The sequence below is a fragment of the Corynebacterium sp. HMSC074A01 genome, from assembly GCF_001831515.1.
Classification (GTDB): domain Bacteria; phylum Actinomycetota; class Actinomycetes; order Mycobacteriales; family Mycobacteriaceae; genus Corynebacterium.
Genome location: NZ_KV825623.1, coordinates 119,516 through 132,477, shown reverse-complemented (window position 1 = coordinate 132,477; position 12,962 = coordinate 119,516). Strand labels below are relative to the sequence as shown.

The window sequence follows — 12,962 nt, the reverse complement described above, 5'->3', positions numbered from 1 at the left end:
TCGGCGGTCCTTCTAAATGGAGCTAGCTCCATTTGGGCTTGCGCCGGTTGTAAAACCCCAGGTCGCGTGTCGACGGATTCTCTAAACGGAGCTAGCTCCATTTGCGGCTGCTCGTCGGAAGTGCTTCGCTGCCAACCGTCCCTGGGGCGTGGAATGTGTCCTGTGGTTCCGAATGGCCAAGATCGACGCCAACACCCCGGCGTGTCAGGGCCGATTATTCCCTCAAGTGATGCTTGAGGGTCTAGAGTGGCGGATGTGAATACTGTGAACCCTGGTGATGGACATCGCGGACGAGACGAGTTTCCGCGCGAGAGCGACGAGTACCGCGGCGCCCACCGCCGCGCCGACGAGCCGGATGAGGCGTACGAGGACTACGAAGGCTACGAGGATTACGCCGACGAGCCCGAGTACGTCGAGGCTGAGCCGGTCGAAGAGGCGGGTGCCGGTTACGTTTCCGCCGATGAGGCGCGGGCTGGTTCGACTGCCGTAGCGGCTGGTGCTGGCGCAGCGGCAGCAGCACCCGCGGCAGCGCGGCTGCCGAAGCGTGGACTCGCAATGATTCTCCTGGCAGTGGGCCTTCTCCTGCTGCTGTGGGGTATCTTCGCGCTGGGCCAGGGCAAAGACTCTTCCGAGAACGCGGCGCAGGAAACTCAGGCGTCGCAGCCTGCAGACAACGGCACAAACAATGACGCCAATGCACCTGGCGCAAACAATGACGCGAACGCCAACGACCCGAACGGCAACGGCGCAGACAACAACGCGGCCAACAACCCCGACGCAAACAACCCCGCAGACCGCGAAAACAACGGCGACGCAGCCAACCCCGACGCCGACCGCGAGAACAACGCCGACAACCCAGACGCCAACAACCCCGACAATCCAACGCAGCCGAACCCGGCTGCACCGGATCTGACGGCGCAGAACGCGCAGGTCTACGTCTTTAACAACTCGGGCGTTCCGGATTTGGCGAACCAGACCGCGGGCAAGCTTGACGGCCAGTACAGCGTGGCGAACAAGTCGCAGGACGCTGCCGCGATGAATATGCCGGAGCAGACCTTCGGCGTGTTCCCGGAGACCTTCGTCTTCTACAACCCGCAGGTCGCGGGCGCGGAGCAGGTTGCGGCGGATATCGCGCAGCGCGTCGGCGGCACCCCACGTGCGACGAACGACCTGCCTGGTGATGACACCCAGCTGCCGTCGGAGGCGCTGCAGAACCGCCACGCAATCACGGTCGTCCTCGCCGGCTAAGCAAAGCCAGCAACCCAAACCTGAAACCAAATTCCCGCGTTTTGTGCCCAGCAACCTAGACTTGCACGCATGGATCCTTATCGCGATTTTGCACGATCCACGGCGCCGACGCTCGGCGTGGAGTGGGAGGTCGGCGTGGTCGACCCGAACACGCGCGACCTGGTGCCGCACGCCGAACGCGTCATTGAGCAGGTGGAGCGGGAACACCCCGGCACCCACCTGGAGCGCGAGTTCCTGCAAAACACGATCGAGCTGGTCACGCCCATCTGTACAAACGCTCGCGAGGCCGTCGACGCCCTGCGCACGGACCTGGACAAGATCCGCAGCGCGGCCGAGTCGCAGGGCCTGAAGCTGTGGGCGGGCGGCGGCCACCCGTTCTCCGATTTCCGCGAGCAGCCTTTAAGCCCGAAGCTCACGTACAAGGAGATCATCAACCGTACGCAGTACTGGGGCCAGCAGATGCTGCTGTGGGGCATCCACTGCCACGTGGGTATTAGCCACGAGGACCGCGTTTGGCCGATCATCAACGCGATCATGACGAAGTACCCGCACCTGTTGGTCATCTCCGCATCCAGCCCTGGCTGGGACGGCATCGACACCGGCTACGCGTCGAACCGCACCATGCTCTACCAGCAGCTTCCCACCGCGGGCATGCCGTACCAGTTCCGCGACTGGGACGAGTGGGTGCAGTTCATGCGCGAGCAACAGACCTCCGGCGTGATCAGCCACACCGGCAGCATGCATTTCGACGTCCGCCCGGCCGCCAAGTGGGGCACCATCGAGGTGCGCATTAGCGACGCCACGTCGAACCTGCGCGAACTCGCCGGCATCGTCGCGCTCACGCACTGCCTGGTGGTCTACTACGATCGCATGATCGACGCCGGGGAGGAGCTCCCCACCCTGCAGCCCTGGCACGTGGCGGAGAACAAGTGGCGCGGCGCGCGCTACGGGCTCGACGCGCTCGTGATCACCAGCCGGGAGACGGACGAGCGCTGGGTGACCGACGAGCTCAACGACATGCTGGATGAGCTACGCCCCATCGCCGAGGAGCTGGACTGCGTGGAGGAGATGGAGATCGTCCGCGAGATCATGGAGCGCGGCGCGGGCTACCAGCGCCAGCGCAAGATCTACCAGGCCACCGGCGACTGGAAGCGGGTGGTGGACGCTACCTGCGAGGAAATGTTCACGCTCCAGCCACCGCGCTAAACACCTAGTCCTTCGGCCCCTCCGGGTCCACGCGCTTGGGGTGGTAGTCGGCGGGGCGGTCGTTGCGGCTGAGCTGGTCTGGCCCGCCGTAGAGGCCCTCGCGGCGCGCGACGCGGCCGAGGCGCTGCGCGGTGACCGGGTTGGTCATCAGCGCGAACAGGACTAGCAGGACGAGCATGCCCAGGTCGCCGCGGTGGTGCACGGAGAAGTCAGGGGAGCTGACCAGCCGGATGAAGGTGCCCACGAACATCAGCAAAAGGCCGGTGGTCTGCGGCTTCGTAATGGCGTGGACGCGCGCCATGGTGGAGCCGAAGCGGACGGTGCCCACTGCGGCCGAGAACACCATGAAGGCGCCGGGGAGGATGAACAGGAGCGAGAGGGCGTCGAAAAGCAGGTGCCAATTCACAGTGAACCATCCCTCTTGCGGAAGCGGGCGACGGAAATGGAGGCGATGAAGCCGAGTAGGGCGATCACCATCATCACGTTGACCACGGTGGTGTCCAGCGTCCAGCAGATGTAGAGCGCCAGGGCGCACTGGAGCGAGGCGGTAATCGCGTCGTTGCCCAATACGCGGTCCATGGAATCGGGCCCGACGATGACGCGCCAGGCCAGCAGGGCGAAGCCGACGGCAAGCAGCACTGCGGCGATGCCGAGGAACACGTTGTACAGGGTGGGATCCATGGGTTACCTCCTGCTTTCAAAGATCTCGATCATCTGGCGCTCGAGCTTGGCCACGTTGGCGATTTCGCGCTCGATGGCTTGCTCGCTGCCGGCGTCGAGGACGTGGATAGTCCACTCGCGGTCGGCCAGGTTGATGTCGGTGACGGAGCCGCCCGGCTGCAGGTTATAAGCGCAGGTGGCGAAGTAGAGGACGAGCTCGCTGCTGAGTCGCATGGGCACGTTGAGGATCGCGTTGCGCGGCGGCTCGGTGGGTCGCAGCGCTAGCCAGGCGACCTTCGTCGATGCCACGGCGAGGTCGCGCAGCCACGAGAAGACAAAGATCACGAGACGACCCCAGTGGATGTGGTAGCCGTGGTTGGGGATGCGCGGCAGCGGCAAGAAAAGCACGATCGCGAGCGCGAGCCCGAGACCTGCGGCGAAGTTGCCCCAGCTCAGCTCGCCCATGAGCAGGATCCACATCAACGTCAGCCACACCACGAACCAGGGGCGGAAGCGGTGCTTAATGCCGGTGAAGAGTTGCTGCATTTAGTCCTCACCTCCGGAGGGGCTCGTGCTTGCCGACGCCTCGCTGGCGCGTACCGGCGTCGGCACCGTCTCAGTGCTCACGCCTTGGGTGGGCTCGCTGGTGGTGCCCTCCCGCTGGCTGCGGTGCTTGTACAGCGTATCCGAGCTGCCGTACTCGTCCTGCGGGGTGACGAAGCGCTCTGGCCGTCGTGTCGGGTTCTCCGGCTCGGCGACCTCCCCATCCACGCCTGCGCCGGGCATGGTGTCCAGCACGGCGCTGCGGTAGATCGAGCTGTCCTGTGCGGACTCGGCGGCGCGGTCGGTGATGTTGGAGATCGGGCCAGCCAGGAAGGTAATGGCAACGGAGGTGGTGACCAGCAGCGCGGTGGACAAAAACATGCCGGTGGGTACGCGGCCGACGTCGTCGCGGTCGGCGAACTGGGTGGTCGCGTCGCGCTCTGCCAGGGTCGCGGGCCGGGCCATGGCTACGTCGCCCTCGGGGGCGTCGGCGCGGTCGCGAAGGAAGCCCTTGGACCAGACGAGGATCATGGCGTACAGGGTCAGCAGCGAAGTGATCACCGCGCCCGCGATGAGCACCCAGGCCAGCCAGGAGCCGTCGGCGGCGCCAGCCTGGATGAGCATGACCTTGCCCAGGAAGCCGGAGAACGGCGGGATGCCGCCCAGGTTGAGCGCGGGGATGAAGTAGAGCAGCGCGATGACCGGGGCGGTGTACAGCAGGGAGCCGAGTCGACGCAGCTGTGCGGAACCGGCCTGGCGCTCGATGAGCCCGACCACAAGGAAGAGCGAGGTCTGCACCAGAATGTGGTGGACGGCGTAGAAGATGGCACCGGACAGGCCCGCCATGGAGCCGAGCGCAATGCCGAAGATCATGTAGCCGATGTGCGAGACCAGGGTAAAGGACAGCAGGCGCTTGATGTCGTTTTGGGCGAGCGCGCCCATCACGCCGACGATCATGGTCAGTAGCGCGACCCACATGAGCAGGGTGTCTAGGGCACCGTCGGTAAAGACGGTGGAGCGCATGCGGATGATCGCGTAGACGCCCACCTTGGTCAGCAGGCCCGCGAATACGGCGGTGACCAGGGAGGCCGCGGTGGGGTAGGAGTCGGGCAGCCAGGCATCCAACGGGAAGACGGCCGCCTTGATACCGAAGGCCACCAACAGCGTGGCGAAGATGGCGGCGCGGGTGCCCTCTGGGATGCCCTCCATGCGTAGCCCGGCGTGCGCCATGTTCACGGTGCCCACCGAGGCGTAGACCAGGGCGAGCGCGAAGAGGAAGACCATGGAGGAGGCCATGGAGACCATCACGTAGCTAATGCCGCTGCGCACGCGCCCGGGCGAGGCACCGAGCGTGAGCAGGACGTAGGAGGCGACGAGGAAGACCTCGAAGCCGACGTAGAGGTTGAACAGGTCGCCGGCGAGGAACGACAGGTTCACGCCGAGGCAGAGCAGCATGTAGACGGGGAGGAAGACGGCGACGGGGTCGTCATCGTCGCCGTCGCGAAGCCCCTGCGAAATGCCGTACCACATCACCGCGAACAGCACGATGGCCGAGACGAACAGCATGATGGTGGACAAACGGTCGGCCACCAGCGTGATGCCGATCGGAGCGTCCCAGCCGCCCATCTGTACGGTCTGGATGCCGTGGACGTCGGCGACGATGATCATCGCGGCCGCGATCACCGCCAGCGCGAACAGGGTGATCAATGCGATCGCGCGTTGCACCTGCACGTGGCGGCCGGTGACCAGGATAAGTGCCGCGGCGATGGCGGGCAGCACCAGCGGCATGACGATCAGGTACGGCATGGAGGTGAGCGCCGCGTCGGCGAAGTTGATCAGGCTAGCTCTCATCATCCGCCTCCTTCACCGGGGTCTCAAACGAGCGGGGGCCGAAAGAGTCGCCGGTCTCGCTGGGCTTGCCGGTTTCCGGGTCGTCCGAGCGGTCGTGGTCAGGTGCGGCCGCGGGCAGGGAAGGCCGCGCGGCGATGGCGCGGTCCTCCTCGTCGCGCTCGATGATGTCGTCGGTGCGGTAGCGGTACTGCCGGTACGCGAGCGCGAGCATGAACGCGCTCATGGCCATGGAAATCACGATTGCGGTGAGAATCATCGCCTGCGCGAGTGGATCGGCGCTGTTTTCAAAGAGCTTGGACTCGCGCCCGATGATCGGCGGGGAGCCCGCCTGCCCGCCGGACTGCAGAAGCAGCAGGTTCGCGCCGTTGCCGATGAGCAGCACGCCCATGATCATGCGGGTCATCGCCCGGTCGAGCATGAGGTAGACGCCGGACGCGATGAGCACGCCGGAGCCGATCAAGAGAAAGAGGTTCGCTTCCATCTACTCGCTCCTTTCTGTATTGGGCTCATTGCTTCTCGACGCCGCGTCGACCCCCACCGCACTCGATCCCGTCGACCCAACCGCAGCGCGGTCGGAGGCGCGGGCCGCCCGACGGCGGGCTTGCAGGCGGCGGCGCAGCTTGTTTTTCGCCTGCAGCTGGCGGGCGCGGTCGCGGGCGCGCTGCTTGCGGGTGTCTTCCTCGCGGTCGAGGTAGGCGCCCATGGAGCCGAGGATGTGCATGGTGAGGCCGAGGACGATGGTGTACACGCCGGCGTCGAAAAGCAGGGCCGAGGGCACATCGAAATCGCCGATCAGCGGCAGCGACGCCGTGGCGTAGTCGGACATCAGCGGCGGGTTGCCGTAGAACATCGGCACGACGACGCAGATGGCGGACAGCAGGATGCCGGTGCCCAAAAGCTTCGCGGGGTCGATGGGCAGCGCCTCCTCGATTTCTGCGCGGCCGCCTGCCAGGTAGCGCAGCGTGAACGCGAGTGCGGCGACCAGGCCGCCGGCAAAACCGCCGCCGGGCGCGTTGTGGCCGGAGAAGAAGAAGTAGAAAGACAGCAGCATCATGGACGGGAAGAAGATGCGCGTGACCACGTCCACCATGATGGAGCGGTTCTGCGCGCGCTCGGAATCCACGCCCGAGGCGAGCCAGCGCGGCTTGTTCGTCGACAGCGTCGGGCGGCGCGAGGAGCGGCCGAACTTGCCGGTGCCGAAGATGAGGCTGGCCACGCCGGTGGCCGCGATGACCAGCACGAGGATCTCGCCGAAGGTATCGGCGGCGCGCAGGTCCACCAGCAGCACGTTGACGGTGTTGCGGCCGTGTCCGATGTCGTAGGCCAAATCCGGCATGTGGGTGGAGATCGGCGTGGCCTGGCGCGCGGAGATCGCCGTCATCGCCACGATGACTACGGACACGCCGGTGGCGATGGACAGCCAGGCGCGCAGCCGGTTGTCGTCCGTGCGCGGCTCCACCTCCGTGGGCATCTTGCGCAGCACCAGCATGAACACCACCATCACGATGGTCTCCACCAGCGCCTGCGTCAGCGCGAGGTCGGGCGCGCCGTGCAGGGCGAAGATGAACGCCATGGAGTAGCCGGTCAGTCCCACCATCACCACACTGGAGAGGCGGTTGCGCTGCATGGTGGCGAAGACCGCCATGGCGCACATGAGGCAGACCACCATGCCCTGCCACGGCGAATCCCACAGGATCATGCGGATGTCGTTGCTCTCGCCCAGGATCAGCGCGCCGAGCGGGACGACCATGAGCGTGGCGAAGATGACCGCCAAATTGATCGACAGCGAGCCGCGCTGCGTCGACGCCGTGAGCTTGAGCGAGGCGTTGCGCAGCACGCGCAGGATGGCGTCCCAGAGCTCGTCGGCGTTGCCAAGCGCGGGCTTGGGAAACGCGGCGCGCTTGATCAGGTCGCGCTGCCAGAACAGGATCGAACCGGCCGTGACGATCACGATCGTGAGCACCAGCGGGGTGTTGATACCGTGCCAGAGCTTCAGATCGTGGCCTTCCACGGTGGGGAAGCGCACATCCAGGTAGCTGTTGATGGCGTCCGACAGCCAGCCGGGCAGCAGCCCGAAGGTGACGGTGGCGAGTGTGAGCAGCGCCGGGGAGAGCGACAGGTGCGGGCCGATGTGGTGCATCTTGGCCACCGCGGGCGAGACACCCTCCTCCTTGTGCGCCTCCTTTGTGGCAAACGCGCCCCACAAAAAGTACAGGGAGTACGCCATGGTCAGAATCGAGCCGACCACCAGCGCCACCAGGGTCAGGTGCCCCGGCATGCCGTGCAGCAGCTCCTCGTGCAGGATCGCCTCGAGTGCTGCTTCCTTGGCAATGAAGCCGAACAGCGGCGGAATGCCCGCCATCGACGCCGCCGAGACCACCGCCAGCGCCGCGACGAAAGGCTCGCGGCGCGCCAAGCCGGACAGCTCGCCGATGTCGCGGGTGCCGGTGGTGTGGTCGATCGCGCCCACGATCATAAACAGCGTTGCCTTGAACATGGAGTGCGCAAAGGTAATGGCAAGACCTGCCATCGTCGCCTCGCGCGAGCCCACACCGATCACGGCGGTGATGAAGCCCAGCTGGGAGACGGTTCCGTACGCCAGGATCAGCTTGAGGTCGCGCTGCTTCAGCGCCATCCAGCCGCCTAGCAGCATGGTGAACAGGCCCGTGGTAATCACCACGAGGTGCCAGGTGTTCACCGCCGCCATGTCCGGGGCCAGGCGGGCCACCAGGTAGATGCCGGCCTTGACCATCGCCGCGGAGTGCAGGTACGCCGACACCGGCGTCGGCGCAGCCATCGCGCCGGGTAGCCAGAAGTGCCAGGGGGCCTGGGCCGACTTGGTCAGCGCGCCGAGCATGATGAGCACGATCGCCGTCGAGATCGCCGGAGTATTCTCCAGGTCCGCGAATTGGGAGATCTGGCTGAGCCGCCAGATGCCCGTGTTGAAGCCGAGCAGGTTGATGCCCACCAGCATGGCCAGGCCGCCGAAGGTGGTGATCATCAGCGCCTGGATCGCCGCTCTGCGTGACGACGCCCGCTCGCCGTAATACGACACGAGCAGGTAAGACAGGATGGAGGTCAGCTCCCAGAACACGTACATCAACAGGAAGCTGTCCGAGATGACCAGTCCGTACATCACGGTGGCGAACATGGTCAGCTCGCCGCCGAACTTAGCCAGCCTGCGCGGGTTGGAGTCGAAGTACCCCCAGCAGTACAAAAGGACGAGCGCGCCCACACCTAGGATGATCAGGCTAAAAAGTCCGGCGAGCGCATCGAGACGGAAGTCCAGGTTCATGTTCGCCGAGGGCATCCAGGGATACCTGGCGACAATCTCGCCCTGGTTTGCAAACACGCCGCGCTGGAACAGGCTGACCACCCAGATGAACCCGCCCAGTGGCACCGTGGCCAGCAGCGCGAACGCCGGTCGCCCGAGGGTGCGGATCAACAGCGGGGCACAGATCGTGGCGATGATCAGTGCGGCAAGCAGTGTGAGCACAGGGCGGACCCCTCCTTGGGCAGTTCGGATCGAGTTCTCAAGCCGTGCCCAACGTTGCGGCAAAGCAGCGTAAGAAGATCGTTGAACTACTACACCTGGAGCAATGCGCGCGGCACTGCTCGCTCGCGAAGGGGCGCGTCAAATGTATAGGCGCGGCCAATGATCACAACTGTACCGATTAGGTAACAGGTTCGCCACTAGCTGCTATTTTCCGTAGGTCTGCAGGAAGCGGGCCTCGGCGACCGCGATGCGCTCGATTTCCGTGGGGTCGACCGACTCGTCCACGCCGTGGATGCCGCAGGCGGGCTCCTCCACGCCGAAGAGTGCGATCTCGGCCTCCGGGAACTGTTCCTGCAGCGTAATGGTCAGCGGGATCGAGCCGCCGGAACCCACCACCGTCAAAGAATCAGCACCGTAGGCTTCGCGCAGGCACTCGCCAAGCTTTGCGACGCCCGGACGCTCCGGATCAGTAGCAAAAGGCTCATTCACACCACTGACTTCCACGTCCACTTTCGCGCCCCAGGGGGTGTGTGCGTGGATGTGGTCTACCATCTTCTGCGCCACCTCGGCGGCGCTCTGCTCGGCGGGCACGCGCAGGTTGAACTGGGCCTCGGCGCGCGGGTTGACCGCGTTGACCGCCTCGGCGACCGGGGTTGAGGTGAAACCGATCATGGTCACGGAGGGGCGTGCCCAGCACATGTCTGCCGGCTCGTCCTCGACGGTGCCGAGCAGCTGCACGCCGTCGAGGACGCCCGCGTCGGTGCGGAACGTGTCGCGCTCGTACGCGTCGCCGGACCACTTCGCGGTGGTGTCGACGCCGTCGATGGTGGTGCGCCCGTGCTCGTCGAAAAGCGAGTCGGCGATGCGCACTAGGGCGTGCGCCGCGTCTGGCGCTGCGCCGCCGAAGCTGCCGGAGTGGATTGCGCCCTCGAGAGTCTCCACGGAGACCTTGATCTGGGCGCCGCCGCGCAGGGAGGTGGTGAGCGTCGGCTCGCCGACGGCGGCGTTGCCGGAGTCCGCGATGAGGATGACGTCGGCGCGGAAGAGCTCGGGGTCGGACTCGATGAGCTTGACCAGCCCGTCCTCGCCGCCGAGCTCCTCGGAACCCTCGACAACGACCTTCAGGCCCAGATCCGTGCCGCCGTTGTGCTCGAGCAGGCGCAGCGCCTCGAGGTGCATGGCCAGGTTGCCCTTGCAGTCGGCGGCACCGCGACCGTACCAGCGCCCGTCGCGCTCGGTCAGCTCGAACGGGTCGCTCGTCCACGCGGCCGGGTCGCCCGCGGGCACCACGTCGTAGTGGGAGTAAAGCAGCACGGTCGGCGCGTCGCCCTCCGGCTCCTTGACGCCAACAACGGTGTCCGCGTCGTCCACGGTGGGGTAGCGCGTGACTTTCAGGCCTGCTTTCTCGAGGGCGGCGACGGTCCAGGCGCACGCGGCCTCGTGCTCATCGGCCAGCTCCGGGGTGGAGTGGGGCGAGTTGAACGAGACCAGTGCGGCCAGGTCGGAGAAGATGCGGGAGCGGTCCGGTGTGAAGTCAGTCATACAGGCGACGCTACCAGTGGGGGCACGTAGACGTCGATAAGCAAAAGCGTGCTTGCACTCGCTGGGGGTGAGTGCTAAAAATGGGATCTAGCACTCGGAGACGCCAAGTGCTAAGCGGGTGAGGCTGCACCACTCAGCAGCCGTGCCGTCGCGGGCGCCTGCTTGAACCGACGAATTGAGTACTCGTTCCACAATATATAAGGAGCAACAAACTCACATGGCAAAGACCATTGCATTCGACGAGGAAGCACGCCGCAGCCTCGAATCCGGCCTGAACACCCTGGCAGACGCCGTCAAGGTCACCCTTGGCCCGAAGGGGCGCAACGTCGTCCTGGAGAAGTCCTGGGGCGCGCCGACCATTACCAACGATGGCGTGACCATAGCCAAGGAAATCGAGCTCGAGGACCCGTACGAGAAGATCGGCGCCGAGCTGGTCAAGGAAGTTGCGAAGAAGACGGACGACGTCGCCGGCGACGGCACCACCACCGCAACCGTGCTCGCACAGGCGCTCGTGCGCGAGGGCCTGCGCAACGTTGCCGCTGGCTCCAACCCGATGGGTATTAAGCGCGGTATCCAGGCTGCGACCGAGGCAGTGTCCAAGCACGTGCTGGACAACGCCAAGGAGGTCGAGACCCAGGAGCAGATCGCATCCACCGCTGGCATTTCCGCCTCCGACCCGGAGATCGGTGCCAAGATCGCTGAGGCGATGTACGCCGTCGGCAACGGTGCCGTGAACAAGGATTCCGTCATCACCGTTGAGGAGTCCAACACTTTCGGTGTCGACCTCGAGGTCACCGAGGGTATGCGCTTTGACAAGGGCTTCATCTCCGCCTACTTCGCCACCGACATGGAGCGCGGCGAGGCGGTCCTGGAGGACCCGTACATCCTGCTGGTCTCCTCCAAGATCTCCAACGTCAAGGAGCTCGTGCCGGTGCTGGAGCAGGTCATGCAGTCCGGCAAGCCGCTGCTGATCATCGCCGAGGACGTCGAGGGCGAGGCTCTGTCCACCCTCGTGGTGAACAAGATTCGCGGCACCTTCAAGTCCGTGGCTGTGAAGGCACCGGGCTTCGGTGACCGTCGTAAGGCGATGCTGCAGGACCTGGCTATCCTCACTGGCGGCCAGGTCATCTCCGAGGAGGTCGGCCTCTCGCTCGAGACCGCTGGCGTCGAGCTGCTCGGCCAGGCACGCAAGGCCGTGATTACCAAGGACGAGACCACCATCGTCCAGGGTGCTGGCGACCAGGCTCAGATCGAGGGCCGCGTCAAGCAGATCCGCGCTGAGATCGAGCACTCCGACTCCGACTACGACCGCGAGAAGCTGCAGGAGCGCCTGGCCAAGCTGGCCGGCGGCGTGGCAGTGATCAAGGTCGGCGCCGCCACCGAGGTGGAGCTCAAGGAGCAGAAGATGCGCATCGAGGACGCCGTGCGCAACGCCAAGGCTGCTGTGGAGGAGGGCATCGTCGCCGGCGGTGGCGTGGCACTCCTGCAGGCCGCCAAGGAGCTCGAAGGCGACCTCGGCCTGTCCGGCGACGAGGCCACCGGCGTGAAGATCGTCCGCGAGGCGCTCTCCGCACCGCTGAAGCAGATCGCGCTCAACGCCGGCCTGGAGCCGGGCGTGGTTGCCGACAAGGTAGCCAACCTGCCCGCAGGTCAGGGCCTGAACGCGGCCACCGGCGAGTACGTCGACATGGTCGCCGAGGGCATCAACGACCCGGCCAAGGTCACCCGCTCTGCGCTGCAGAACGCGGCATCCATCGCTGGTCTGTTCCTGACCACCGAGGCCGTCGTTGCTGACAAGCCGGAGCCGGCTGGTGCCGCAGGCGCTGGAATGGACCCGGAGGCCATGGGCATGATGTAAGCCTGTCCGGCTTCGAGCCCCCGCGGGATTGTCCCGTGGGGGCTTTTTCACCCCCGGAAGTGGGGGCCTGATGTGTTGGCAGCGGGCACTGCTTATCGACGCCCTACCCCCTCCCGTTACACCCCTCGCCCGAAGTTTAAGACGCGTTAACTTAGGCGGACCATAACACTTGTATAACAATGCAGGTCGTGCAGGAGGCTGGGAGGAAGGTTGCCAAAGTGTGAACGAGGCTCCCAGGTAAGGAATTCTCAGGCGGGAAAAATCCTTCCGCGAACCCCTTGCGGAACCTGGAAGCTGTGGCAAAATACTTCGTGTGATGCCCCACAGAGGGTGTCAGGACACTGTCAATCTCGAGCCAGACATTCTGGCACCTACACGTAAGGGGAAAACAATGGGTGACCTCTCTACCATCGTCGATATGCTGAAGGACTTCAGCAAGTTCGGCAAGAACATCGTTGATCTGTTCCGCGGTATCCCGGACCTGTTCATCAGCCTCGGTTCGCTGCCGGACAAGGCTACGGAGCTCCCGAACAAGTAGTCGTTCTTTCGCGCGCTGTT

The 12,962-nt window shown here is 65.3% G+C and carries 11 protein-coding genes; 4 read left to right on the top strand and 7 right to left on the bottom strand.

From position 1 onward, the window contains the following. Positions 1-255 precede the first annotated feature (255 nt). Positions 256-1,248, top strand: coding sequence for a LytR C-terminal domain-containing protein (locus HMPREF2550_RS08565; RefSeq protein WP_141760572.1), 993 nt, complete (start codon positions 256-258; stop codon positions 1,246-1,248). 69 nt (positions 1,249-1,317) lie between these two features. After that, positions 1,318-2,454 (top strand): glutamate--cysteine ligase, encoded by a 1,137-nt coding sequence (locus HMPREF2550_RS08560; RefSeq protein WP_070790683.1) that lies wholly within the window; start codon positions 1,318-1,320, stop codon positions 2,452-2,454. Positions 2,455-2,458: 4 nt separating this feature from the next. On the opposite strand, the gene HMPREF2550_RS08555 is transcribed toward HMPREF2550_RS08560, so the two are convergent. The 7 genes from HMPREF2550_RS08555 to HMPREF2550_RS08525 all read right to left on the bottom strand — a co-directional run bounded on the left by HMPREF2550_RS08555 (position 2,459) and on the right by HMPREF2550_RS08525 (position 10,546). Beyond that, positions 2,459-2,860, bottom strand: coding sequence for a monovalent cation/H(+) antiporter subunit G (locus tag HMPREF2550_RS08555; protein WP_070764186.1), 402 nt, complete (start codon positions 2,858-2,860; stop codon positions 2,459-2,461). After that, positions 2,857-3,135: a monovalent cation/H+ antiporter complex subunit F gene (locus tag HMPREF2550_RS08550; protein WP_070790682.1), complete on the bottom strand. Its 279-nt coding sequence runs from the start codon at positions 3,133-3,135 to the stop codon at positions 2,857-2,859. The genes HMPREF2550_RS08555 and HMPREF2550_RS08550 overlap by 4 nt, the downstream gene beginning before the upstream one ends. A gap of 3 nt (positions 3,136-3,138) precedes the next feature. Further along, on the bottom strand, positions 3,139-3,660 hold the full coding sequence (locus HMPREF2550_RS08545) for a Na+/H+ antiporter subunit E (protein WP_070790681.1): 522 nt from the start codon (positions 3,658-3,660) through the stop codon (positions 3,139-3,141). After that, on the bottom strand, positions 3,661-5,508 hold the full coding sequence (locus tag HMPREF2550_RS08540) for a Na+/H+ antiporter subunit D (RefSeq protein WP_070790680.1): 1,848 nt from the start codon (positions 5,506-5,508) through the stop codon (positions 3,661-3,663). It lies immediately after the preceding gene. Then, positions 5,498-5,989, bottom strand: a complete 492-nt coding sequence (locus HMPREF2550_RS08535; protein ID WP_070790679.1) for a Na(+)/H(+) antiporter subunit C — start codon at positions 5,987-5,989, stop codon at positions 5,498-5,500. The genes HMPREF2550_RS08540 and HMPREF2550_RS08535 overlap by 11 nt, the downstream gene beginning before the upstream one ends. Further along, positions 5,990-9,004: a Na+/H+ antiporter subunit A gene (locus tag HMPREF2550_RS08530; protein WP_070790678.1), complete on the bottom strand. Its 3,015-nt coding sequence runs from the start codon at positions 9,002-9,004 to the stop codon at positions 5,990-5,992. 204 nt (positions 9,005-9,208) lie between these two features. Then, positions 9,209-10,546: a dipeptidase gene (locus HMPREF2550_RS08525; protein WP_070790677.1), complete on the bottom strand. Its 1,338-nt coding sequence runs from the start codon at positions 10,544-10,546 to the stop codon at positions 9,209-9,211. Positions 10,547-10,763: 217 nt separating this feature from the next. Here HMPREF2550_RS08525 and groL point away from each other — a divergent pair, with 217 nt between their 5' ends. Continuing rightward, entirely contained in the window at positions 10,764-12,404 is a 1,641-nt protein-coding gene (gene groL / locus HMPREF2550_RS08520) for a chaperonin GroEL (protein WP_070790676.1), read from the top strand. 391 nt (positions 12,405-12,795) lie between these two features. Then, positions 12,796-12,942, top strand: a complete 147-nt coding sequence (locus HMPREF2550_RS12290) for a hypothetical protein (RefSeq protein WP_168167702.1) — start codon at positions 12,796-12,798, stop codon at positions 12,940-12,942. The last annotated feature ends 20 nt before the right edge of the window (positions 12,943-12,962 follow it).